Source organism: Patiriisocius sp., assembly GCF_051252435.1.
Classification (GTDB): Bacteria; Bacteroidota; Bacteroidia; order Flavobacteriales; family Flavobacteriaceae; genus Patiriisocius.
Genome location: NZ_JBPOFW010000001.1, coordinates 934,858 through 959,292, shown reverse-complemented (window position 1 = coordinate 959,292; position 24,435 = coordinate 934,858). Strand labels below are relative to the sequence as shown.

Below are 24,435 nucleotides of genomic sequence, written 5' to 3'. Positions count from 1 at the left end.
AGAAATCAAAAATGATTGAACACAAAAAACCCTTTACATCTGAAAATTTCAGTAGCAAAGGGTTTCTTTGATTTCATATTTCGGCTTTGCCAAAAAATGAAACTTCTATTTCAATTCAAAAGTAGTTGTTGCAATTTGCTTTGCGCCGTCAAAAATGTTGACGATATACCTACCTTCTATAAGGTCACTTTCTTTTGCGTCCACTAGTGTACAAACGTCGAGCGCTTCATTTTCATAAAACACATTTGTAGTGGCGCTGTAATTTAATTGTTTGCCTTCAAATGTAATTTTTGCATTGTCGCCAAGTACATTATTTCTTGGATTGAGCACTTGTACATATAGCATTCTATCCCCTTTTTTGGCAATTGTGTTTGGTGCTAGCGTGTAGCATGCTCTCAATTTATCTGCTCTGCTTGATCTTTGAGTATCTACAATTTTTCCACTATTTCTAACAATCACCGCCTCACCTCTAAGGTTGGTAACTCCAAGCACACCAGCTTTCTTAATTGTTGTTGCCAATACTTCGTTAGACTCATTTACAGAATCTACCACTTTGATTGTTTCGGTCAATACATTTGTAGTGCTATCTCTTTCAATCGCTAGTCTTTGATTTGCAAGAATTAGACTATCGGCTCTTTTAAAGAGCATTTTACGTTCGTCTTTTAGTCTTCCAATTTCAACTTTATATCGCTGAATTAATGACGCATTTGCTTCACTATCTTTTACCGAATCTAATAAGATGACAATTCTTTCTCTAGCCGCAAGTAATTCTTTGTCTTTTAATTCATTATCTTGAATTATTTCGTTGTAATTTTCAATAAGGTCTTCAAGTTCTGTTTCTACATTAGCCTTTTGCACTTCGAGTGCCGAAATAGAATCACTACTGTCTTGATATAGTGTAAATGTATACACGGCAAGACCTATTAATAATAAAGTAAGAACACCGATGAGCACTTTAAAGCGTGTGTTATTTTTTGTTTCGTCTGTCATAAAATTGATATTTTACGGTTTAATAATGTTTGGTTGTAATTGACAAAAGTAGGGCGAATGTAGTTGACAAAGTCTAAAAGAAATGATAAATTATGATAAAAGACCTGTTAAATATCTTATTTCCAAAAGTTTGTAACGGCTGTAATAGCCTGCTCTCTGCTTCTGAAATAATACTTTGTGTAAAATGCAGGCACAGTTTGCCATTGATTGAACAAAAGAACAACGCAAATAACATCATTAAAGAAATTTTCTACGGAAGAATCCCCGTAATAAATGCGACTGCACTTTTAAAATTTGGAAAGCAAAGTATAGTGCAAGAATTAATGCACAATCTCAAATACCGAAAACAAGAGGAGATAAGTACTTTTTTTGGTGCATGGCTTGGTGCTGAATTAAAAACTTTAGAAGGTTATAAAGACATCGACATTGTGGTTCCCGTGCCCATCCATAAAACTAAAAAACGAGAACGTGGTTACAATCAAGTAACTGGCTTTGGTTCTGAAATTGCAAAAGCGCTCGAAATTCCATTTCGGGAAAATGTTTTATTAAAAACCGTAAATACAAAAACGCAGGTTTTTAAAGGCCGTTTGAAAAGAATGGACACAACTCAAACACTTACCTTAGAGAATTTGCAACTTATTCAAGATAAACATATTTTGCTCGTGGATGACATTATTACTACGGGAGCGACTTTAGAAAATTGTGCGCTCAAACTTCTTGAAAATTCAAATGCCAAGATTAGCTTTGCTTCCATTGCAGTGACAGTCTCGTAAATTAAATCTGTAATTTGCAAAAGCAGTTTTAGCATTTATACATTAAAAGTTTACCTATTTTTGTCGTTAAATTTTAGTCCTTTCTTTGTGAGAATTCGTTTCCTTTATATAACTATATTACTTCTTTTTATGCTGTCCTTTGTGGATTGCGCAAAAAAAGGACGCCCTAGCGGGGGTCTTAAAGACAGTATTCCGCCAGTAATCACGAGAAGTTTCCCCGAAAATTTTACGACAAATTTTTCTGAAGATGAAATTAAAATAACCTTTGACGAGTATATAAAACTTAAAGATATTACAAAGGAGCTAATCGTTTCGCCTCCATTAAAATATCCTCCTATTATTACGCCTACGAGCATTTCAAAAACGTTGCGCATCAAAATTCTCGATACGTTGAGAGAGAATACCACGTATTCATTTAACTTCGGAAATAGTATTATCGACAACAACGAAGGAAATATTTTCCCCAATTATAAATACGTTTTTTCCACCGGAACATTCATTGATAGCCTAACTTTAAAAGGAACTGTCATCGACGCGCTACTTGCCGAAACAAAAGATCAAACTTCAATTTTACTTTATGAAATTGACGAAAATTACACCGATTCTATAATTTTCAACGAGAAACCGAACTATATCACCACCACCGCAATAGACGGTAGCGACTTTGAACTCACGAATATAAAAGAAGGTACTTATCAATTAATTGCAATAAAAGAAACGACCAACAACTACACATTTCAGCCAGATACCGATAAGATTGCATTTTATCCCACACCAATAACGCTGCCTTCCGATAGCACTTTTCAAATAAAACTGTTTAAAGAACTTACAAGTTACAAAGCTTCAAGGCCAAAATTAGAAAGTAAAAACCGAATCAGTTTTGGTTACAAAGGTAATGGCGATAGTTTGAAAATCAGACTTCTTTCTGAAATGTCACCCGAATTTGAATCCATTGTTTTAAAGCAACAAGACAAAGACACGCTCAACTTTTGGTTCAAACCCGAAGTTACAAACGACTCCTTACTTTTTGAAACGCAATATAAAACCGAACGTGACACTTTTGCTGTTCGTATGCGCGAATTATATGCAGACTCGTTGCAATTGACTCCAAAAAACGTGGGCGCAGTAGCTCTAAGAGACACGCTTGAAATTCAAACAAACACACCTTTAATTTCCTTAAATAAAGAGCAAATTTCCATTATGAATGGAGATAGTTTAGCGATAGAATTTACCTCTCGCATCAATCCAAAAACAAACAGTGCGCAAATTATTTTTCCAAAAAAAGAAGAACAATATTATTCGGTTACAATGCTCGAAGGAGCTTTAGTTGATTTTTTTGAAAATGAAAGTGATTCCATTGTTTATAAGCAAAACGTAAAACCATTGTCAGATTACGCAACCTTGACGTTAAATCTTGTCAATGCAAATGAGTTTCCCATAATTGCGCAATTGGTCGACGAAAAATTTGAAGTAGTTGATGAAATGTATCTTACCGAAACCAAACCCATCTATTTTGAATACATAAAACCAGGCAATTACTTTGTCCGACTTTTGTATGATGAAAATGAAAATAAAAAATGGGATACGGGAAATTTTTTGTCTAGAACAGCACCCGAAAAAGTGGTTTACTATCCCACAAAAATTGAACTCCGCCCTAATTGGAGTTGGAACGAAACCTTTATGTTAGAGTAAATTTATCCGCATCATTTAAGAAGTTGAGATGCTTTCTATTTGAGTCAATGTGTTGCTTTGACAAACTTATTGTTTGATGAAATTCTTTTTCAAAATCTGTCTCTGATATCAAATTACCCAACACATCATAAACGGCGGAATGTCCTGTATATTGATGCCCATTTCCGTCAAGGCCTACTCTGTTAACACCTATACAATAACTCATATTTTCTATGGCGCGTGCTTTTAAAAGAGCATCCCAGGCATTTATGCGCTTTTCAGGCCAGTTTGCAACGTACAACAACACATCGTAATCTTCCGTGTTTCTTGCCCACACAGGAAATCTTAAATCATAACAAACTAGTGGTTTAATTTTAAAACCTTTAAAATCTATAATTAGCTGCTGGTCTCCGGCAGAATATACTTTATGCTCGCCGGCTAATGTGAAGGTATGTTTCTTGTCGTAGGTTTTAAAAGTACCGTCTGGCAACACGAAAAATAAACGGTTATAAAAATAGGCGCTTTCTTTGATAATTACGCTTCCGGTAATTGCGGTGTTGTGTTTTTTAGCTTCGGCTTGCAACCATTGTAGGCTGGCTCCATTTGTTTCTTCGGCTAGCGTTTCGGCATTCATTGAAAAACCTGTAGTGAACATTTCAGGGAGTACAATTACGTTGGTTTGTTCTTTTATGGTTTCAAATACTTCGGAAAAGTGCTGTCTATTGGCAATTGGATTTTCCCAATGCAAATGAGATTGAACGATGGTTACTTTTAAAGTTTTTTCCATAATAATCAATTGAATGTCCAGCTAATTTCCGAAGAAAACTAAAAAAATCATGCAAGTAAATCTGCCAAACTTTTTATGCCTTGCATTACTGCGTGGTCCTTTGCTGTATTTCCTTTATCGTCTTTTATCGAAGTGTCTGCGCCGTTTGCAAGCAACATTTTTACGATAGCGGGACGATTAAAAGTCGTTGCAAAAATGAGTGCAGTAGCGCCGTTGAAGTTGGTTTTATTTACATCTGCACCATGAGCCATCAATAAGGCTGCCATTTCATCAAAACCTTTGAAACAAACACCCATCAAAGCGGTGTTGCCAGATGCGTCTTGCATATCAATATCTTGAGGATGCTTGAGTATTTCTTCAGCGATGTCTTTGTATCCATAATATGTAGCAAGTAATAAAGGAGTAGACCCACGGTCGTCTTTTGTGCTGACAAAGCTTGGGTCGTTGGTTAAAATTTCGGCAACTGCCTGCAAATTTCCTTCTCTAATTGCGTTAAAAAGTGCTTCTTTGCTCATGTTATAAATGTAAAAAAAGAAAGCAACACCTTGCGATGTTGCTTTGCAATTATTTGTTAAAAATATTATTTTAAATCAAATCGGTCAAGATTCATCACTTTATTCCATGCTGCGACAAAATCATTCACAAACTTTTCTTGCGCATCTTCAGTAGCATATACCTCAGCTGTTCCTCGTAATTCTGAATTTGAACCAAAAATAAGATCTGCTCTAGTACCTGCCCAAACCATGTCTCCCGTTTTACGGTTGCGGCCTGCAAATGTTCTTTCGTCCTCAGATGTCGCTTTCCAAGTGGTATTGATGTCTAACAGATTTTTAAAGAAATCATTAGTCAAAGCGCCTTCATTTTTAGTAAACACTCCGTGACTTGAACCATTATAATTTGCTCCCATAGCACGCATTCCTCCAACTAATACTGTCATCTCTGGAACGGTAAGCGTTAATAATTGAGCCTTATCAACTAATAATTCTTCAGCTGTTGCTATTTGATTAGGATTAAAATAATTTCTAAATCCGTCTGCAACAGGTTCTAAAAATTTGAAAGAATCAACATCTGTTTGTTCTTGTGTTGCATCTCCTCTTCCAGCTGTAAATGGCACTTTTACAGCATGACCCGCATTTTTTGCAGCCATTTCCACACCTACACATCCAGCTAAAACAATAACATCTGCCATTGAAACTTTTGTGTCGCCAGAAGCAGAACTATTAAAGTCGCTTTGTATTCCCTCAAGTGTATTCAAGACTTTTGAAAGTGAATCAGGGTTATTTACTTCCCAGTTTTTTTGAGGTGCTAAACGTATGCGTGCTCCATTTGCTCCACCTCGCATATCTGATCCTCTATATGTTGATGCAGAGCCCCAAGCTGTAGTTACCATTTGTTGTATTGAAAGCCCAGAATTTTTGATTGATTCTTTTAATGCTGCTACATCATTATCACTAATGCTACTTCGCGTTTCATGTGAAATTGGATCTTGCCAAAGTAATTCTTCTTTTGGAACTTCTGGTCCTAAATATCTTGAAACAGGTCCCATGTCACGGTGTGTCAATTTGTACCACGCACGTGCAAAAGCATCTTCAAACTCTTTGGGGTTCTCCATAAAGTGTCGTGAAATCTTTTCATATATTGGATCCATTTTCAATGCCATATCTGCTGTTGACATCATCAAATCCTGGGACTTTGAGGGATTGTGTGCCATTGGAGCTTTTGGTGCATTTGAAGCATCAGTTGGTCTCCATTGGTGTGCTCCTGCAGGGCTTTTTGTCAATTCCCATTCGTTTTCAAATAACATCTTAAAATAATCATGATCCCATCGCACTGGATTTGGGGTCCAAGCGCCTTCAAGTCCGCTAGTAATTGTATCATCGCCACGTCCAGAACCAAAAGTATTTAACCATCCTTGTCCTTGCGCTTCTATTTTACTCCCTTCGGGTTCAATCCCAACGTGCGCATCGCCATCGCCCGCACCGTGAGTTTTACCAAAGGTATGTCCACCTGCCACTAAAGCTACCGTTTCATAATCGTTCATTGCCATACGCCCAAATGTCTCACGAATGTCATGCGCAGAACCTATTGGGTCGGGTTGTCCGTTTGGTCCTTCTGGATTTACATAAATCAATCCCATGTGAGCGGCTGCAAGTGGTTTTTCTAATTCACCATCTTTTTCGTAACGTGCTTCGTTCCCCATCCATTCAGACTCTGAGCCCCAATAAATATCTTGTTCTGGTTCCCATACATCTTCACGACCTCCAGCAAAACCAAAAGTTTCAAAGCCCATAGACTCTAATGCGCAATTACCTGCGAGTATCATTAAATCTGCCCATGAAATTTTATTTCCATATTTCTGCTTAATTGGCCAAAGTAAAAGTCTCGCCTTATCAAGGTTTCCATTATCTGGCCAACTATTTAATGGAGCAAATCTTTGGTTTCCAGTATTTCCACCACCACGTCCATCTGTCACTCTATAAGTTCCTGCACTGTGCCATGCCATACGAATAAAAAACCCTCCGTAATTTCCATAATCTGCCGGCCACCATTCTTGAGAATCTGTCATTAAATCAAGTAGGTCCTTTTTTAAGGCATCAAAATCTAAACTCTTAAAAGCTTCAGCGTAGTTAAAATCTTTACCAAGAGGATTGTTTTTTTCGGCGTGCTGGCGTAACACATTTAATTTTAACCTATTAGGCCACCATTTACGGTTTGACATTCCGCCTCCTGCTGTTTGTTGTTGAACTCCCTCGGCAAAATATGGGCACTCGCCTCTTACTCCATTAATATCCCAAGCTTCTCCTTTATGACTCATATTATATTTTTTAATTATTTAAATTATTTCTCAAAAACTAAAGATACATATTCTTGTTAGCTATAATTTTTGAAATTGATTGTAAGTATTAATAAAGCAATTGATATTCGTTATACTTAAATCATTTTAACATAGGCTAATTAAATGCTATTCAAAATAGCAGCAGCGGCTTCGAGTGTATCGTTGGTTTTAGCAAAACAAACACGTATCTGTTTAAAGTCTTTTTTGTCGGCGTTAAAAACCGAAGTAGGTATTGTGGCAATTCCGTTTTCTTTTGTCAACCGTTCTGCAAATGCAATATCACTTTCTTCTGAAATGTCACTAAAATCCAATAGCTGAAAATAAGTACCTTTTGACGGAATTATTTTAAATCTGGATGATTTCAGCTTTGCTAAAAAATAATCCCTTTTCTGCTGGTAGAATTTGGGCAAACCCAAATAATGAGCGGGTGTTTTGAGATATTCCGAAAATGCAATTTGCATAGGATGATTGACGCAAAATACATTGTACTGATGTACTTTTTGAAACTCTTTCATCAATTTTTGAGGCGCCAAGCAATACCCCATTTTCCAACCCGTATTGTGGAATGTTTTTCCAAAAGAAGCGGTAATGAACGTCCTTTTTGAGAGTGCCTCAAACTTCGCTGCGCTTTGATGCACGTGACCGTCAAAAATGATATGCTCATAAACCTCATCACTAATAACGAGTACATTATTCGCTTCGGAAATTTGCTGTAATTGTAACATATCGTTTTCCTTAAAAAGCATGCCACTTGGATTGTGGGGACTGTTGATAATAATCATTTTTGTTTTTCCTGAAATGGTATCTCGCACCAAATCCCAATCTGGCGCATAATGTGGTGATTGCAGTTGAATGGATTTTACAACGCCACCAAACAGCTCAATCGTGGGCGCATAACAATCATACGCCGGCGTAAAAATGATAACCTCATCCCCTTTGGAAATTGTTGCTGCGATTGCTGTAAAAATTGCTTGAGTTGCACCGGCTGTTATTGTGATTTCGGTCGCTGGGTCGTATTTTTTATTGTAAAGTGAATCCACTTTTTGAGCAATGATTTCTCGCAAAGCAAATGTTCCCGCCATTGGAGCATATTGATTGTTACCCTCTTTCATTGCTTTTGTAACCAATGCAATTAATTTAGGGTCGCTGGGGAAGTTTGGAAATCCCTGCGAGAGATTAATGGCATTATAATCGGTTGCCATTTTACTCATCACTGAAAATATGGACGTTGGAATTTCGGGTAATTTAAATTTCATAGAAACACAGCTTTTTGCTAAGATAGTTAAACTTTTGAGTGTTGCTTAATGCACTAAATTAAATACGGATATACAGAAATGTATTGCAAAATATCATTCACACATTTTTGTAAATCGTTCTTGATTTCGCTTTCCCAAAATCTAAAAACTGTGAAATCTAATTCGCTGAGTTTTTTATTTACCTCAGTATCTTTTTGCATATTTCGTTCAATTTTTGGAATCCAAAATTCTCTATTGGTTTTAATTTTATCTCTCCGAACATCCCAATCATAACCGTGCCAATATTCGCCATCCACAAATATGGCGAGTTTATATTTTGTGATAGAAACATCTGGCGTGCCGGGAAGCTTTTTATTATTGACGCGGTATCGCAGGCCATTTTTCCAAAGCGCTCTGCGAAGGAGCATCTCTGGCTTTGTGTTTTTTCCTCGAATTTTACTCATAATCTTTGAGCGTTTTTTCGTGGTATAAAAACCAGATTCCTCATTAAAACGAGGGACAATTATTTTTCCGTTATCGTCGTATTTAATCATTCGATTTAAAAATACGGATGAATTCGGATTATTTCTGTTAAAGGAATTACAAGTTTCCTTTCGATGAAAATAGAATTATTTGAACTTCGGAAATATGCCAAAATGAAAAAAATCCTAAACCCATATGTAATGGATTAAGGATTTTTCATGTATTTAAAATTTCCGCGAAAGCGAAATAGACCTTTTAGCCTTTTAAACTCGCAGAAAGATATTCGCGGTTCATTCTAGCAATGTTTTCTAACGAAATTCCTTTAGGGCATTCCACCTCGCAAGCACCTGTATTTGTACAATTACCGAAACCTTCATTATCCATTTGCTCTACCATGTTCAAAACACGGGTAGTCGCCTCAACTTGTCCTTGTGGCAATAACGCATATTGCGAAACTTTTGCCGAAGTAAACAGCATGGCACTCGCATTTTTGCACGCTGCAACACACGCTCCACAACCTATACAGGTTGCTGCGTAAAAGGCATCGTCTGCGTTTTCCTTTTCAACCGGAATGGCATTTGCATCAATTGTATTTCCAGAAGTATTTACCGAAATATAACCTCCAGCTTGTTGAATACGATCAAACGCAGAACGGTCAATCATCAAATCTTTTATTACCGGAAATGCCTTTGCTCTAAAGGGTTCAATGGTTAAGGTATCTCCATCGCTGAACTTGCGCATGTGCAATTGGCAGGTAGTAACCAATCTATCTGGCCCATGGGGTTCACCGTTGATCTGCAGGGAACAGCTTCCGCAAATCCCTTCGCGACAATCGTGATCAAAAACTACGGGTTCGTCACCATCATTGATTAGTTTTTCGTTTAACACGTCAAGCATTTCTAAGAATGACATATCTCCTTCTACACCATCAATAGGATATGTTTGCATGCTTCCTTTAGCAGTTGCATTTGCTTGTCTCCAAATTTTTAAATTTAATTTCATCTGTATGTTATTTTTTAAGATTGATATATGTTTTTCAACATAAAATCATCTTATTTATACGATCGTGTTTTTAACTCAATGTTTTCAAATACTAACTCTTCCTTATGCAATACTGCATCTTTGGGTTCACCTTTGTATTCCCAAGCAGCTACGTATTTAAAGTTTTCATCATCGCGTAATGCTTCTCCTTTTTGTTCTCCACTCTGCTCAACACTTTCTTCTCTAAAGTGACCTCCAGCAGATTCGTTTCGGTTCAAAGCATCTTTAGCAAACAGCTCTCCCAATTCAAGAAAATCTGCTACTCTTCCTGCTTTTTCTAGCTCCTGATTTAATCCATCTTTAGTCCCAGGCACTTTTACATTTTCCCAGAAATCTGCTCTTAATGCTGAAATTTCATCAATGGCAGCTTGCAAATCTTTTGCATTACGGGACATTCCACATTTGTTCCACATAATTTTACCTAAAATTTTGTGGTAATGATCTACTGAATGCTTTCCGCTTCCGCTCATTAGTTTATTGATACGGTCTTCGACATCCTTTTCTGCTTGGTCAAATTCTGGAGTGTTTGTTGGTATTTTTCCAGTTCTAATATCATGAGAAAGGTAATCTCCTATTGTATATGGCAATACAAAATAACCATCGGCTAAGCCTTGCATTAATGCCGAAGCTCCTAGTCTATTTGCGCCATGATCACTAAAGTTAGCTTCTCCCGCCGCATATAAACCTTCAACTGTGGTTTGTAAATTGTAATCAACCCAAAGACCTCCCATTGTGTAATGTACCGCTGGGTAAATCATCATTGGAGTTTTATATGGGTTTTCGTCAACAATTTTCTCATACATCTGAAAAAGGTTACCGTATTTGTTTTCAATAACGGCTTTTCCTAAATCGTAGATTTCTTCTTCTGTTGGATTTTCATTATGATTTATCAAGGCTTGCTCTTTTCCGTAGCGCTTAATAGCACTTGCGAAATCTAAATACACTGCCTCACCTGTTTTATTTACACCAAAACCGGCGTCACAACGTTCTTTTGCAGCTCTAGATGCAACATCACGAGGTACTAAGTTACCAAAAGCAGGATATCTGCGTTCTAGATAATAATCTCTTTCTTCTTCTGAAAGTTGTGTTGGTTTTTTCCTTCCAGCTCTAATAGCTTCCGCATCTTCTTTTTTCTTCGGAACCCAAATTCTACCGTCGTTACGAAGAGATTCAGACATCAACGTTAATTTTGATTGATGGTCCCCTGAAACTGGAATACAGGTAGGGTGGATTTGTGTGTAACAAGGGTTTGCCATAAATGCTCCTCTTCGGTGTGCTTTCCATGCCGCTGTTACATTACTTCCCATGGCGTTTGTGGAAAGGAAAAATACATTTCCGTAGCCACCAGTAGCAAGAACCACTGCGTGAGCAGAATGTCTTTCAATTTTTCCTGTTACTAAATCCCGAGCAATAATACCTCTTGCTTTTCCTCCAACTTTTACAACGTCGAGCATTTCATGACGGTTAAAAGGTTGGATTTTTCCACGATTTATTTGGCGATTCATTGCTGAATAAGCACCTAACAATAATTGTTGTCCTGTTTGGCCTTTTGCGTAAAAAGTTCTTGAAACCAATACGCCTCCAAAAGAACGGTTATCTAACAATCCCCCGTATTCACGAGCAAAAGGAACTCCTTGAGCCACGCATTGATCAATAATATTTGCCGAAACCTCTGCAAGACGATATACGTTTGCTTCTCTTGAGCGATAATCACCACCTTTTACGGTGTCGTAAAAAAGACGGTAATTACTATCTCCATCTCCCTGATAATTTTTTGCTGCATTAATTCCTCCTTGAGCTGCAATAGAGTGTGCACGACGCGGCGAATCTTGATAACAAAATGTTTTTACATTATAGCCAAGTTCTGCAAGCGTTGCGGCAGCACTTCCTCCTGCAAGACCAGTACCAACAACAATAACATCAATGTTACGCTTATTAGCAGGGTTTACAAGGTTTATATTGTTTTTATGATTTGTCCACTTATCTGCTAAGGGTCCTTCAGGTATTTTTGAATCTAATATCGACATAGCTTGATGTGTTTAGTGTGGCAATTGATTAAGGTGTAAGTAAAGCGCAATAAAAATAAAACCCGCTGGTATAGCGATTGCATATACTTTTGCGAATTTTGTCAACGCTACTGAATATTTATTGTTGAAACCTACACTTTGAAAAGAAGAAGCAAATCCATGCCACAGGTGGATTGCTAATAATATAAACGACAAAACATATAACCCAACTCGTACTGGATTTTCAAATTTATGAACAGTCTCGGCATAATATCTTGTAGGGTCCTCTGGGTTTGACTCGACATACTTGTGAATCATTTCAGGAATCCAAAAATCGTAAAAGTGCAACCCTAAAAATGCAAGGATTACCAATCCAGAAATTATCATGTTTCTAGAGGCCCAGCTAGCATTTGCGCTTCCTTTGTAAGAAACATATTTAACTGCACGAGCATTACGGTTTCTGATTTCTAAAATAAAACCCATCACAAAGTGAAATACAACTCCAAAAATTAAAATGGGCTGTAAAACTCCTTGAACAAGACCATTAGTTCCCATAAAATGCGACCAGCTGTTAAACAAATCTGGAGCAATTACAGAAGTTATATTAATTGTAAAGTGCTGTCCTAAAAAGAGTACTAAGAACAAACCAGAAAGCGCCATGGCAACTTTTCTAGCAATTGAAGAGGATATTATTCCCATTATCGTTGTGTTTTCAAAATGTTTAGTGTTACAAAAATACGGCTCAAAATGCTGTTAAGCAAATATTACGGCTTATTAAAACTAATTTGTATTCGTTTTATATTACTCTAAAACTAACGTCTGAGAAACGGTGTTTTCACCTAATATAACCATGATTTTGTAAGAGCCTTTACTTAAATAAAATTGGCCATTATCTCCTTCAAAAGCATTTTTCTCATCGCGCTCCAATTGTTTTTTACCTTTTTCAGAAACGCCCATATTATAATCCATGATATTGAATCCCTTTTTTAAATCTAATTTCCAAGAATTTAATTCTTTTCCGTCCTCATTGGTGATTAAAATTTCGGCTTTGCCTGATTTGGGTGCGTAAATTTGAAGTATTAAAGAAGGTTCAAAAACATCTCCGTATTGATCAAATCCTGTGCTTCCCCAACGACGTGAGGCTCTTTGATCTGGAATTTCAGCAAGCATTAACGTATTCATATTTGTTTCAGAAATTTGCTGAATCAAACTAATATCTGCGATATAAATAGATCTTCCGTGTGTTCCAACAACCAAATCTTTATCGCGCTTTTGAACTACCAAATCATGAACGGCTACTGAGGGCAAACCATCGCTAAACGCTTCCCAACTTTTTCCTCGATTGAAGGATACATAAGCACCGTTGTCCGTTCCTAAGTATAGCACATTTTCATTCGATGGATCTTCCCTAATTACATTTACGGGAGATGCAGGTAAGTTATTTGAAATTGGCTCCCAAGATATGCCATAGTTATCACTCATATAAACATAGGGAGTAAAATCATCCCAGCGATACCCATTTAATGTAAGGTAGACACGTTCTTTTTTATGCGTGGAAGCAATTACTCTACTTACCCATAAATCTTGAGGTAAAGTGCTGGAAATATTTTGCCAGTTACTGCCACCGTCTTTGGTCACTTGCACTACGCCATCATCGCTTCCTGTATATAACAATCCAAACTGAAACGTAGATTCGTCTAAAGACGAGATAGTTCCATACGCCACATTTCCTTGTTTTCCTCCATTGGTAACATCTGGCGAAATCGCAGTCCAGTCATTCCCTTTGTTCATGGAACGCATCAATTTATTTCCGCCTAAATAAAGAATATCTTGATTGTGCGAGCTCAATAAAATTGGAGTCTGCCAATTAAAGCGGTACGGATTATCGCCCAATTCGTGCTTGGGTTGAATATATGCTTGCTCATTCGTTTTTCTATTAAGTCTGAAATAATTTCCAAATTGAAATCCCGTGTAAACCACATTGCTATCACGGTTGTCAATCTGAACCTGCATCCCGTCACCTCCCATAATAAACTCAAAGGGATATTGTCCGTTTTGCTTCCACCTGGGATTTTCTTCATTGGTATGTGCGCCTACCCAAACACCATTATCCTGTAATCCACCATACACACTATAAGGCTCTTCATTATCAACATTTACAGCATAAAATTGTCCCACAGCTGGCGCATTGTTTTTAATCCAATTCTCACCGTCATCATAACTTATATTCACACCTCCATCGTTTCCATTTATTAAGTGGCCAGGCATATTTGGATTGATCCATAGAGCGTGATGATCTGCATGAACATTATCTGCCGAAATGGATGTAAATGTTTTTCCTCCGTCTTTTGACTTTAAAATTGGAACACCGTAAATATAAATCCCATCTTTATCACTCGGATCTACATGGATTTTTCCAAAATAATAGCCATAACTGTAATAAATTCCGTCAAGAAATCCTTCGTGGGTCTTTTTCCATGTCTTTCCGCCGTCTGTGCTTTTATAAACTTCTGTACCAATTACTGGCGTATCAAATAACATTGAGTTTGCGTCTTCTAAATACTTCGCTAAATCAATAGGCTTTACCGTACCACCACGAACCATCGATTTTACATTGTCTGCTCTATACTTTTCTTGAAAACCATTATTCTTCAAATATGCGTTTAGCTTTTTATCATCAAGTGCTAAAAACTGACTTGAGGTCATCGTTTTAAACTGTTCTTTTGAAAGGTCATCGCCACTCTTTTTTTTATCTCCACCTTCTCTTCTTGCTTGATTATCATGCACTGCGTAAACAATATTTGCATCGACAACGGCAAGGCCTATTCTACCGACACCTTCTCCTGTGGGGAAACCACTTTCTAGTGTTGACACTTTTGTCCAAGAATTACCTGCATCTGTGCTTTTATAGATGGCACTCCCACTTCCACTTCCTCGAAAATTCCACGCCTTTCTATCTTTATCCCACGATGAAGCATATACCAGGTTGAAATTATTAGGGTCTGCGTCCATTTCAATAATTCCGCTTTGGTCATCTACAAAAAGTGTTTGCTTCCAAGTTTTTCCACCGTCCATTGTTTTGTAAATACCTCTTTCGTTGTTTTTAGAATAAAGATGGCCAACTGCTGAAACTAAAATTTCGTTTGCATTGTTAGGATTGATAATGATTTTTGAAATATGATGACTGTCTGCAAGCCCCATATTTTCCCAAGTCTTTCCATTGTCGTTAGATTTCAGTAATCCGATTCCGGCATAACTTGATCGCGATGAATTTACTTCTCCTGTTCCTACCCAGATAGTTTTGGTTTTCCAGTCTACCGCTAGCGACCCCACATTTTGAGTTGGACTAGAATCTAAAACGGGAGTAAATGTGGTTCCATTATTTTTCGTGTGCCAAACGCCCCCACTTGCATATCCCACGTAAAATTCGGTGGGGTTATTTGGGTTTACGGCAAGATCCACAACGCGCCCACTCATAATAGTAGGGCCAATATTTTTAAAAGGTAGATTTTTGACCAAAGAAGTTTCGGTCATTGACTGTTTCTGTTCAAGTGAACTTAAAATTTTATCTGCTGAAGTAGCAGGTTGTTGAGCATTAACATTTCCGAAGAAAAAAATCAGTAATAGTAAATAATAAATATGTTTCATAGATTGGTTTTTTGAACCTACAAATTAACCATTTTGCACTTCACACACAATATGTGAAAATTTCACCAAACAACTTTGATTATGGAAGTTTTTATGAAAGGATGACAAATTCAAAAAATTGGATTGAAAATTCAAATTAAAATTTTAGGATAAGTTTTACATGCTATAACATCTCATTAACAAGAGAATACGATGTGAAATTTTATCTTTGAGTATAACAAAAAATTCAAAATCATGAAAATCAAAAATTTAATTTTAAGTTTAGTCTTATTAGTTGGATTGGCATCTTTTGCTCAAAATAAAGATGACATGAAAATTATTAAAGCTGCGGAAGAAGCAAAAGCTGAAATGCTAAAAAGTAACCCAGAAATTCAAAGCTATTTTGATAGCGCAAAGGTGTATGCAATTTTCCCAAATGTAGGAAAAGGAGCAATGATTATTGGTGCAGCATCTGGAAATGGCGTTGTTTACGAAAGAGGGGTTTTAGTAGGTATGGCAGATTTGAAACAATTAGATATTGGAGCACAAATAGGAGGCGAAGGATATTCTGAAATTATATTTATGAACACTGACGTTTCTGTACAGAATTTTATGGATAATGATCTAGAGCTCACTTCGCAAGTTAGCGCAATAGCTCTGCAAAAAGATGCAACTATCAATGGTGCTTATGACGATGGCGTAGCAGTATTTACATTAACAAAAGGTGGCTTAATGGCCGAAGTTTCAGTTGGTGGGCAAAAATTTAGATATTCCCCAATCAATCAATAAAATCATTAATTTTTTGAAAATAGTCTTTTCCATAAAATATGGAAAAGACTATTTTTTTTGTTTCGAATGATTTCATCACTGCACTTTGCCACCATGATTAATTTATCTTAATTTTGAATTTATCACAAATTTTAATTAAAAACCTCTCGTTTTTACGAGCATTATCATGAAATATCATCCAATTGACCGCGCACTCTTTATTAAAAACCGTAAAAACTTTATGGCTAAAATGAAGCCATCGAGCCTTGCTGTTTTTAACAGTAATGACATCTATCCTGTTAGCGCAGACAGCACAATGCCTTTTGAGCAGTCGAGAGATATATTTTACTTAAGTGGCGTAGATCAAGAGGAAAGTATTTTGGTTTTATTTCCAGATGCCCCAAACCCAAAGCATCGAGAAATGCTTTTTTTAACTGAAACCAATGAGCATATTGCTGTTTGGGAAGGCGAAAAATTGACAAAAGAGAGAGCTTTTGAAACTAGCGGTGTGAAAACCGTTTTTTGGCTCAAGGAATTTGACAAAGTTTTCTACGAAGTAATGACACAAGTAGAAACCATTTACTTTAACACCAATGAACATTATCGCGCAAATGTAGCGACCGAAACCCGCGAAGCACGTTTTATAAAAGCAACAAAAGATAAATTTCCAGCGCATAGCTGGGCAAAGAGCAACCCCATTTTACAAAGATTGCGTTCTGTAAAAGACCCCATTGAAATCGATTTAATGCAAACAGCTTGTGATATCACTGAAAAAGGTTTTAGAAGAGTATTAGGCTTTGTAAAACCTGGCGTTTCGGAATTCGATATCGAAGCTGAATTTATGCATGAGTTTTTGAGAAATCGTTCAAAGAAATTTGCTTACACTCCTATTGTTGCTAGCGGAAACAATGCAAACGTTTTGCATTACATTGAGAACAATCAAGAGTGTAAAGCAGGAGATTTAATTTTGCTGGATGTTGGTGCAGAATATGCAAACTACAGCAGCGATATGTCACGTACGATTCCAGTAAGTGGTCGTTTTACCGATAGACAAAAACAAGTGTATAATGCCGTCAACCGTGTTAAAAACGAAGCTACAAAACTGCTCGTTCCAGGAGCAATGTGGGCAGAATATCATGTAGAAGTTGGAAAAATAATGACTTCGGAATTAATAGGACTCGGATTACTTGATAAAGCCGATGTGAAAAACGAAAATCCAGATTGGCCAGCTTATAAAAAATATTTTATGCACGGTACATCACACCATATTGGGCTTGACACACATGATTACGGATTGTTATATGAACCAATGCAAGCCGGAAATGTTTTCACCGTAGAGCCAGGAATTTATATTCCAGATGAAGGTTTTGGAATTCGATTAGAAGATGATGTAGTGATTCAAAAAAATGGAGAGCCATTTAATTTAATGCGCAATATTCCTATTGAAGTTGAGGAAATTGAGGATTTGATGAATTCTTAATTGGTTTTATTTGAAATTCCTCTAGTATTTAGATTGGCTAAAACAAAAACCAGCAATGCAGGCAATACCCAACCCATGCTCTCTTTAGAAAGTGGAATAATAGCACGCACTTCGTTTAATGTTCCTTCGGCAACAAAAAATTGAAGAAAGTCTGGAATACTAAAAATCAATGTTGCAATTGTTACTGCCTTAAACACCCATGGAGAGGCATATTTTGATGGTACTACATTTAACAATATCAATACAATTGTAATTGGATAAATAAACATAAGCGCAGGGACAGCGGCGGCAATAATATAAGCAACGCCATAATGACCCACGGCAACACCAATGATACAACCCAATATCGCCGTAATTGTATATGCTTTTTGTGAGTTTTTCGCTAATCCTTTTACAAAATCGGCTGTTCCCGTTACGATTCCAACCGCTGTTGTAAAGCACGCTAATGCTACGAGGACTCCTAAAAATGCCGTCCCAACATTACCTAAAGTTTTTGTACTTAAGAGTGTGAGTAGTTCGGTTCTATTTTCTACGGAAATCGTACCGCTATAAAAAGCTCCCAGAGCAATAAGACCTCCATAAATAACAAATAACCCTATACCCGAAATCAATCCAGCTTTAGCAATCATGGATTTCTTTTCTTCATAATTAAACTTCCCTTGCAAAGCGAGCGAAACTACAATTACGGCTCCTACTACAACACCACCAATGGCATCAAAGGTTTGATATCCTTCGAGAATTCCATCAGTAAATGAGTTTTCAAAAATACTGGCCCGCATAGGCTCAACATCGGTAAAAAGCCCGATGCAAATAATACATAATAATATGAGTACTATTAAAGGAGTAAGAAATTTACCAATAACACTTAATATTTTGGTTCTGTTTAAAGCGAATATCAAAACGAATGTAAAATAAATGGCACTCACCCAAAGGGATGAAATTTCAAAATAAGGTTGGATTGCCATTTCATAAGTAACTGAGGCTGTCCTTGGCGCGGGCAAACTAATTGCAATAAAATAGACAAACACCGCATAAACAACAGCAAATATGGGAGATACCTTATTTGCAAAATCAAGGATTGTTCCCTGCAAGCGCGCATGCGCATATATTGCTAAAATGGGAATTATGACCGCAGAAATTGAAAAACCCAAAGTTACAAGTAACCAGTCTTCACCTGCATTGAATCCCAAAAACGGTGGTAATATTAAATTCCCTGCTCCAAAGAAGAGCGAAAATAACGCAAATGCGACGATAAAAGTTTGTTTCTTGATATTCAAAATAGATAGCTTTGCTCAAAATTTACTGCCAAGATAACTAAATGAACTTAAGCTACAACAACGCCTCTATTTTTTATGACATACAAGGCACAGGCCCCGCGCTGGTATTGCTGCATGGCTTTTTAGAAAGTAGCGCGATGTGGGCTCGCACCATCGAAGAATTTAAAAAAAACCACACTATAATTACCATCGACCTCCCCGGTCACGGCAAGAGTGGCGTTGTTTCAAAAACCCACACAATGGAACTGATGGCTGCAATAACTGCGGAAATTTTAGACAAACACAACATCGAAGTAGCTTCAATTATTGGTCACTCAATGGGCGGTTATGTGGCGCTTGCTTTTATTGAATTATTTCCAAACCGTGTGGACAAAGTGGTGTTAGTCAATTCCTCAACGCAAAAAGATAGTGATGACCGAAAAGAGAATCGCGACCGAGCCATTAAATTTATGAAAACCCAAAAACATGCTATCGTGAGCATGGCAATTGGCAATCTTTTTACCAATGAAAATCGTTTGCGGTTCTCTTCGGAAATTTCTGAATTGAAAAAACAGGCGATGGATTTTCCAACGGATGGTATCATTGCAAACATTAGAGGAATGCGGGATAGAAAAGATAGATCTTCGGTTTTAAAAAACTTTGGTGGTGACAAGTTGATAATTGCTGGTAAAAGAGATACGATTGTTCCTATTTCGGTTTCCGAAGAAATTTCCGAAGAGACAAAAACACCTTTAAAAATTGTTTTCGGAGGTCACATGAGCTGGATGACTGATGAAGCTGAAATGTTAAAGTTTATGCACTTTATCGATTAAATATGTTTTTTAACGTTAATATCGATTAGTTTGTCTAGATTTATCTACCAAATCTAATTACCATGTTAAAAAACAACAAAAAAACCAACCGACCAATCGCCACTTTATTCTGCTCTTTTATAGGTCATAGCTATACGGTGACGAACAAAATCACCAACCACATCAATGAATATAAATGTGGAAATTGTGGAAAAGAAGTTTGTGATGACACTAGAGGTTATCTTGAGGAACTTACTCTGAAACAGCGAGAAGTAAACGAAACGCTCTCATTGTTTTTTAAGAAAAGAAGCAAAAGACAAATAACTGCATAAAAACTCTGAACTATGTTAAGATGTAAAATTAAAGGGCATGAACTTACCGAGCTTGCCACCGCCCACGTACAAATAAAGAGATATGAATGCTGTCATTGCAAAAAGCAATATACAACCGATGGTTATGGCAGACGTGTTTCATTGACTCCTTATTGGGAAAAGAACCACCAAGTTTTTTTGAACTATTTCCAAAATCAACAACAGGCGGCTGCCATATAATTAATCGTTTTCTTTTAATGAATTCCAGCCTCTCGCCACAATGGGAATTTTAGTATTGGCACGAGTGACTAGATGTGCTCCCTCATTTTCTTTGTTCATATGACCTATGACCGAAAAGTTAGGATTTCCTTTAATCTTAGGAAAATCCTCCATGGATATTGTAAACAATAATTCGTAATCTTCTCCGCCATTCATTGCGATGGTGGTACTTTCCATATTAAATTCTTCACAAGTTGTAATCACTTGTGGATCCAAAGGAATTTTATCTTCATAAACCGTACAACCCACTTTGGATTGTTTGCACAAATGAATTACCTCGCTCGATAATCCGTCACTTATATCAATCATTGATGTTGGCAAAACGCCGAGATCTTTTAATAATTTTGGGATGTCTTTCCGTGCTTCAGGCTTCAATTGTCGCTCAATAAGGTAAGAATAAGGTTCTAAATCTGGTTGTGCATTAGGGTTCACCTGAAAAACCTGGCGTTCTCTTTCTAAAATTTGCAGTCCTAAATAAGCCGCGCCCAAATCACCGCTCACAACGAGTAAGTCATTTTCTTTTGCGTTACTTCGATATACAATTTCTTCTTTTTTTGCTGAACCTATTGCAGTAATACTAATTATCAAACCACTCGTGGAGGATGTAGTGTCTCCACCCACAACATCAACATTGTATTGTTTTACAGCCGCATTAATACCTTCATATAATTCCTCGAGCGCTTCTACGGGGAATCTATTGGAAACCGCAATTGAAACGGTAATTTGCGATGGAATAGCATTCATGGCATATACATCGCTTACATTCACAACCACGGCTTTGTACCCTAGATGTTTTAAGGGCATATAGCTCATATCAAAATGAACTCCTTCAACAAGCAAATCGGTGGTTACCACTTGTTGGTTTTTTAATTCGAGAACAGCTGCGTCGTCACCAATACCTCTTATGGTTGACGAATGTTCAATAGTGAATACTTTTGTCAAGTGGTCAATAAGACCAAATTCTCCCATTGAGCTTATATCTGTTCTTGATGTATTTTTATTTTCTAGCATTATGAATTCAATTAAGGAATGCAAAGGTACATCTTAAGAATAAAACGATGTAGTAATTAAATCAACACCTGCCAATTAATTAGCACATTTTGAAAAAAGTAATTTATAGAATTATTGTGTGCTAAGGCTAATTAAATAGAAAACTTTAACAGTCATTGTGTAATTAATTAGTGAAATTTGCGTCTCACATTAAACTCATTAGATTCGTAGCTTCACCTTATTAACAATAGGTTTACATAAAATAAAATTTCAAAAAAAAATTAAATATGAAAAAACTATTCCCTTTAGTATTAGCAATTGCATCATTTTCATTGACGGCACAAACTCCCTGCTCAGGAGGCTCAGCAGGGCCTTTCGATTGTGACGGATATGATTTGCAATCTAGAATCTCACTGGCAGACATGAACGCTGGTAGTGGAAATGACTCTTGGGGATGGACAGACCCGACTACAGGAAAAGAATACGCTTTAATGGGATTGAACAATGGTACAGCATTTGTAGATATTTCAGACCCAATCAACCCTATTTATCTAGGAAAACTTGATACTGAAACAGACTCTAGTTCATGGAGAGACATTAAAGTTTATCAAGATCACGCATTCATTGTAAGTGAAGCAAGCGGTCATGGAATGCAAGTATTTGATTTAAGAAGACTAAGAAATGTATCTAATCCGCCAGAATCTTTTGATACTGATGCATTTTATGGTGGATTTGGTAACTGTCACAATATTATTATCAATGAAGACACTGGTTTTGCTTACGCAGTAGGCACAAGTACTTTTAATAATGGTGGACCTCATTTTATCAACATCCAAGACCCACAAAATCCGGTTGCTGCAGGAGGATACGCAGGTGATGGTTATAGCCACGATGCACAAGTAGTTACATATAATGGTCCTGACACAGATTATACAGGAAGAGAAATTTTAATAAGTAGCAATGCAGATGAAATTGTAATACTAGACGTAACAAATAAAAATACCCCTGTTCAGATTGAAACGATAGATTATCCAAACTTAGGTTACACACACCAAGGTTGGTTTACTGAAGACCAGCGTTATTTTATTTTAGGAGATGAGTTGGATGAACAATTTAATGGCTTCCCTACAAGAACAATTATTTTTGATTTTGAAGATTTAGACAATCCTCAATTAGATTTTGAGTATGAAGGACCAACCAATGCAATCGACCATAACGGTTATGTTTTAGGTGATAAATATTACATGGCCAATTACACTGCAGGTTTAAGAGTAATAGATATTTCTGATATTGCTAATGGTAATATCGAAGAAATTGCATCTTTCGATTCTTATCCAGAATCTAATAGCGCCGAATTTGAAGGAGCTTGGAGCGTATATCCTTATTTTGCTAGCGGCAATATTGTAATTAGCGACATCAATAGAGGTCTTCTTATCGTAAAAGACCCGCTTCTAGGAACTAATGAGGTAACTACTAATGATTTTACATTATCTCCCAATCCTGCGACAGGTACTTTCTCCATTAAATCTTCTGCAAATCCAATTACATCAATTGAGATTTTTAACATTCTTGGTCAACAAGTAGTTATGGAATCTTTTACTGAAACTAGTAACAAATCAATTGATGTTACTTCATTAAATGCAGGAATGTATCTTGTAAAAATCAACGGTAACACTACAAAACGACTTATCGTAAAATAAAAATTAAATATTTTGAACATCCCCACATACTTAAGAATTCTTGCACTCATCGGCTTAACAGTTTTTATAAGCTGTGAAAAAAATGATGAGAGTGAACCTATGAATCCTGAACCCGAACCAAGTTCTTTTTTAGGTGAGGTAGAATACATTAAAACCTATGGTGGGTCTGGCATTGACACCGCAGTTGATTTACTTTCAACCTCTGACGGAGGCTATATGATAATAGGGAATACAGAAAGCAACGATGGAGATGTTACTGGAAAAACAACAACCGATAGAGATTATTGGCTGCTGAAATTAAACGCAGATGGAACCATAGACTATACAAAAATCTATGGTGGATCCGCAGATGATACAGCGACGGCAATATCCAAAACTAGCGACGGAGGATATATCGTTAGTGGTTACACGCGTAGCAATGATGGCGATGTAACTCAAAATCAAGGGTTTCATGACTATTGGATAGTCAAATTAAACAGTTTAGGCGATTTGCAATGGCAAAAAAGTTTTGGATTTCCAGGGAGTGATCAAGCTTTTAAAATTATAGAGACCTCAACTGGAAACTATTTTGTAACGGGCTTTCTAGACGTAACAGCGAGCAATCAACAAGGTAATGACGGAAATGGCAGCAATAGAGGAGCCTTGCACGGAGTTGGTGAGTTTTGGGGTATTTTGTTAGATAATACTGGCACCACTTTGTGGAGAAGATATTTTGGAGGATCAAACAATGACCGTAGCTATGATGCATTAGAAACTGCCGATGGCGGGATTTTAATGGTAGGCTCATCAGAAAGTAATGATTTTGACATTACTGACGGAAAAGGTTCTTACGATTTTTGGGCAGTACGCTTAACACCAACAGGTGATATCGTATGGGCGAAATCATTTGGCGGAAGTGAAATAGATAATGGATATGCCTTGACTATGACCACCGATGGAAATTATATGATGGTTGGAGACACTAGAAGTTCTGATTTTGATGTTACAAATCCTAAAGGTAATGCAGATGCTTGGGTTATCAAATTTGATGATAACGGAAATATTATTTGGCAAAAAACCTACGGAGGACCTGAGTTTGATTCTGCTAGATCAGTTACCAAAGGACAGAATGGTACTTATATTATTTCTGGCAATACAAGAAGTTCTAGCGGTGATGTTACGGGTGGAGCGGGTCAAAATGATGCTTGGGTTTTTGTTATCGATGAAAGTGGAGCTATTCAATTTCAGAAAACAATAGGTGGCACAAGTCTAGATTTTGCAGAAGGTGCTATTCAAACCCAAAACAACGAAATTATTTTCGTTGGAAACACAGAAAGTAATGACGCTGATATTTCAGAAAATAAAGGAATAAAAGATGCGTTAATCATTAAGATTAAATAATCCCCACTTA

21 protein-coding genes are annotated in these 24,435 nt (G+C 36.9%); 9 read left to right on the top strand and 12 right to left on the bottom strand.

The genetic code is table 11. The features are described 5' to 3' along the window. Positions 1–105: 105 nt before the first annotated feature. A complete protein-coding gene (locus ACSHW7_RS04245; RefSeq protein WP_435678067.1) occupies positions 106–990 on the bottom strand; it encodes a hypothetical protein in 885 nt (294 codons plus the stop codon). A gap of 92 nt (positions 991–1,082) precedes the next feature. Here ACSHW7_RS04245 and ACSHW7_RS04240 point away from each other — a divergent pair, with 92 nt between their 5' ends. Together ACSHW7_RS04240 and ACSHW7_RS04235 are read left to right on the top strand one after the other, a co-directional pair. Next, the gene (locus tag ACSHW7_RS04240; protein WP_435678066.1) at positions 1,083–1,763 is read left to right on the top strand and encodes a ComF family protein; all 681 of its coding nucleotides are present in this window, start codon (positions 1,083–1,085) and stop codon (positions 1,761–1,763) included. Between the two features lie 141 nt (positions 1,764–1,904). After that, a complete protein-coding gene (locus ACSHW7_RS04235; RefSeq protein WP_435678065.1) occupies positions 1,905–3,455 on the top strand; it encodes an Ig-like domain-containing protein in 1,551 nt (516 codons plus the stop codon). On the opposite strand, the gene ACSHW7_RS04230 is transcribed toward ACSHW7_RS04235, so the two are convergent. The 9 genes from ACSHW7_RS04230 to ACSHW7_RS04190 all read right to left on the bottom strand — a co-directional run bounded on the left by ACSHW7_RS04230 (position 3,442) and on the right by ACSHW7_RS04190 (position 15,470). Further along, a complete protein-coding gene (locus ACSHW7_RS04230; RefSeq protein ID WP_435678064.1) occupies positions 3,442–4,221 on the bottom strand; it encodes an amidohydrolase in 780 nt (259 codons plus the stop codon). The two genes, ACSHW7_RS04235 and ACSHW7_RS04230, sit on opposite strands and share 14 nt — an antisense overlap. A gap of 47 nt (positions 4,222–4,268) precedes the next feature. Next, positions 4,269–4,736: an ankyrin repeat domain-containing protein gene (locus ACSHW7_RS04225; RefSeq protein WP_435678063.1), complete on the bottom strand. Its 468-nt coding sequence runs from the start codon at positions 4,734–4,736 to the stop codon at positions 4,269–4,271. Positions 4,737–4,801: 65 nt separating this feature from the next. Continuing rightward, on the bottom strand, positions 4,802–7,036 hold the full coding sequence (gene katG / locus ACSHW7_RS04220) for a catalase/peroxidase HPI (protein WP_435678062.1): 2,235 nt from the start codon (positions 7,034–7,036) through the stop codon (positions 4,802–4,804). A 140-nt stretch (positions 7,037–7,176) separates the two neighbouring features. Beyond that, the gene (locus ACSHW7_RS04215; RefSeq protein ID WP_435678061.1) at positions 7,177–8,313 is read right to left on the bottom strand and encodes a methionine aminotransferase; all 1,137 of its coding nucleotides are present in this window, start codon (positions 8,311–8,313) and stop codon (positions 7,177–7,179) included. 53 nt (positions 8,314–8,366) lie between these two features. Continuing rightward, the gene (locus ACSHW7_RS04210) at positions 8,367–8,846 is read right to left on the bottom strand and encodes a very short patch repair endonuclease (protein ID WP_435678060.1); all 480 of its coding nucleotides are present in this window, start codon (positions 8,844–8,846) and stop codon (positions 8,367–8,369) included. 184 nt (positions 8,847–9,030) lie between these two features. Then, positions 9,031–9,777, bottom strand: coding sequence for a succinate dehydrogenase/fumarate reductase iron-sulfur subunit (locus tag ACSHW7_RS04205; RefSeq protein WP_435678059.1), 747 nt, complete (start codon positions 9,775–9,777; stop codon positions 9,031–9,033). A 50-nt stretch (positions 9,778–9,827) separates the two neighbouring features. Continuing rightward, positions 9,828–11,843 carry a fumarate reductase/succinate dehydrogenase flavoprotein subunit gene (locus ACSHW7_RS04200; protein WP_435678058.1) on the bottom strand — a complete coding sequence of 672 codons (2,016 nt, stop codon included), beginning with the start codon at positions 11,841–11,843 and terminating at the stop codon, positions 9,828–9,830. A gap of 12 nt (positions 11,844–11,855) precedes the next feature. Continuing rightward, a complete protein-coding gene (locus tag ACSHW7_RS04195; protein WP_435678057.1) occupies positions 11,856–12,521 on the bottom strand; it encodes a succinate dehydrogenase cytochrome b subunit in 666 nt (221 codons plus the stop codon). A gap of 102 nt (positions 12,522–12,623) precedes the next feature. Beyond that, positions 12,624–15,470, bottom strand: a complete 2,847-nt coding sequence (locus ACSHW7_RS04190; protein WP_435678056.1) for a VPS10 domain-containing protein — start codon at positions 15,468–15,470, stop codon at positions 12,624–12,626. Between the two features lie 234 nt (positions 15,471–15,704). Here ACSHW7_RS04190 and ACSHW7_RS04185 point away from each other — a divergent pair, with 234 nt between their 5' ends. Beyond that, positions 15,705–16,238, top strand: coding sequence for a YSC84-related protein (locus ACSHW7_RS04185; RefSeq protein ID WP_435678055.1), 534 nt, complete (start codon positions 15,705–15,707; stop codon positions 16,236–16,238). 166 nt (positions 16,239–16,404) lie between these two features. After that, entirely contained in the window at positions 16,405–17,697 is a 1,293-nt protein-coding gene (locus ACSHW7_RS04180) for an aminopeptidase P family protein (protein ID WP_435678054.1), read from the top strand. Here the strand turns inward: ACSHW7_RS04180 and brnQ are convergent. Continuing rightward, positions 17,694–18,974, bottom strand: a complete 1,281-nt coding sequence (gene brnQ / locus ACSHW7_RS04175; protein ID WP_435678053.1) for a branched-chain amino acid transport system II carrier protein — start codon at positions 18,972–18,974, stop codon at positions 17,694–17,696. The genes ACSHW7_RS04180 and brnQ overlap by 4 nt on opposite strands. A gap of 41 nt (positions 18,975–19,015) precedes the next feature. Between brnQ and ACSHW7_RS04170 the strand changes: the two genes are divergently transcribed. From ACSHW7_RS04170 to ACSHW7_RS04160, 3 genes are all read left to right on the top strand, one after another. Next, positions 19,016–19,786: an alpha/beta fold hydrolase gene (locus ACSHW7_RS04170; protein WP_435678052.1), complete on the top strand. Its 771-nt coding sequence runs from the start codon at positions 19,016–19,018 to the stop codon at positions 19,784–19,786. 62 nt (positions 19,787–19,848) lie between these two features. Further along, the gene (locus ACSHW7_RS04165) at positions 19,849–20,097 is read left to right on the top strand and encodes a hypothetical protein (RefSeq protein WP_435678051.1); all 249 of its coding nucleotides are present in this window, start codon (positions 19,849–19,851) and stop codon (positions 20,095–20,097) included. 12 nt (positions 20,098–20,109) lie between these two features. Next, positions 20,110–20,316 carry a hypothetical protein gene (locus ACSHW7_RS04160; RefSeq protein WP_435678050.1) on the top strand — a complete coding sequence of 69 codons (207 nt, stop codon included), beginning with the start codon at positions 20,110–20,112 and terminating at the stop codon, positions 20,314–20,316. Here ACSHW7_RS04160 and thiL read toward each other — a convergent pair whose 3' ends face one another. Further along, complete coding sequence (gene thiL / locus ACSHW7_RS04155; RefSeq protein WP_435678049.1) at positions 20,317–21,366, bottom strand: thiamine-phosphate kinase; 1,050 nt, start codon at positions 21,364–21,366, stop codon at positions 20,317–20,319. Positions 21,367–21,632: 266 nt separating this feature from the next. Between thiL and ACSHW7_RS04150 the strand changes: the two genes are divergently transcribed. Beyond that, on the top strand, positions 21,633–23,045 hold the full coding sequence (locus ACSHW7_RS04150) for a choice-of-anchor B family protein (RefSeq protein WP_435678048.1): 1,413 nt from the start codon (positions 21,633–21,635) through the stop codon (positions 23,043–23,045). Positions 23,046–23,057: 12 nt separating this feature from the next. Next, positions 23,058–24,425, top strand: a complete 1,368-nt coding sequence (locus ACSHW7_RS04145) for a hypothetical protein (protein ID WP_435678047.1) — start codon at positions 23,058–23,060, stop codon at positions 24,423–24,425. Positions 24,426–24,435 lie beyond the last annotated feature (10 nt).

Excerpts from the sequence above, each read along its gene's own strand:
- ACSHW7_RS04205 (WP_435678059.1), bottom strand. The coding sequence starts at position 9,777 with ATGAAATTAAATTTAAAAATTTGGAGACAAGCAAATGCAACTGCTAAA.
- ACSHW7_RS04225 (WP_435678063.1), bottom strand. The coding sequence starts at position 4,736 with ATGAGCAAAGAAGCACTTTTTAACGCAATTAGAGAAGGAAATTTGCAG.
- ACSHW7_RS04160 (WP_435678050.1), top strand. The coding sequence starts at position 20,110 with ATGTTAAGATGTAAAATTAAAGGGCATGAACTTACCGAGCTTGCCACC.
- ACSHW7_RS04230 (WP_435678064.1), bottom strand. The coding sequence starts at position 4,221 with ATGGAAAAAACTTTAAAAGTAACCATCGTTCAATCTCATTTGCATTGG.
- ACSHW7_RS04200 (WP_435678058.1), bottom strand. The coding sequence starts at position 11,843 with ATGTCGATATTAGATTCAAAAATACCTGAAGGACCCTTAGCAGATAAG.
- ACSHW7_RS04215 (WP_435678061.1), bottom strand. The coding sequence starts at position 8,313 with ATGAAATTTAAATTACCCGAAATTCCAACGTCCATATTTTCAGTGATG.
- ACSHW7_RS04190 (WP_435678056.1), bottom strand. The coding sequence starts at position 15,470 with ATGAAACATATTTATTATTTACTATTACTGATTTTTTTCTTCGGAAAT.
- katG (WP_435678062.1), bottom strand. The coding sequence starts at position 7,036 with ATGAGTCATAAAGGAGAAGCTTGGGATATTAATGGAGTAAGAGGCGAG.
- ACSHW7_RS04165 (WP_435678051.1), top strand. The coding sequence starts at position 19,849 with ATGTTAAAAAACAACAAAAAAACCAACCGACCAATCGCCACTTTATTC.
- ACSHW7_RS04210 (WP_435678060.1), bottom strand. The coding sequence starts at position 8,846 with ATGATTAAATACGACGATAACGGAAAAATAATTGTCCCTCGTTTTAAT.
- ACSHW7_RS04150 (WP_435678048.1), top strand. The coding sequence starts at position 21,633 with ATGAAAAAACTATTCCCTTTAGTATTAGCAATTGCATCATTTTCATTG.
- ACSHW7_RS04170 (WP_435678052.1), top strand. The coding sequence starts at position 19,016 with ATGAACTTAAGCTACAACAACGCCTCTATTTTTTATGACATACAAGGC.
- ACSHW7_RS04185 (WP_435678055.1), top strand. The coding sequence starts at position 15,705 with ATGAAAATCAAAAATTTAATTTTAAGTTTAGTCTTATTAGTTGGATTG.
- ACSHW7_RS04245 (WP_435678067.1), bottom strand. The coding sequence starts at position 990 with ATGACAGACGAAACAAAAAATAACACACGCTTTAAAGTGCTCATCGGT.
- thiL (WP_435678049.1), bottom strand. The coding sequence starts at position 21,366 with ATGCTAGAAAATAAAAATACATCAAGAACAGATATAAGCTCAATGGGA.
- ACSHW7_RS04240 (WP_435678066.1), top strand. The coding sequence starts at position 1,083 with ATGATAAAAGACCTGTTAAATATCTTATTTCCAAAAGTTTGTAACGGC.
- ACSHW7_RS04195 (WP_435678057.1), bottom strand. The coding sequence starts at position 12,521 with ATGGGAATAATATCCTCTTCAATTGCTAGAAAAGTTGCCATGGCGCTT.
- ACSHW7_RS04180 (WP_435678054.1), top strand. The coding sequence starts at position 16,405 with ATGAAATATCATCCAATTGACCGCGCACTCTTTATTAAAAACCGTAAA.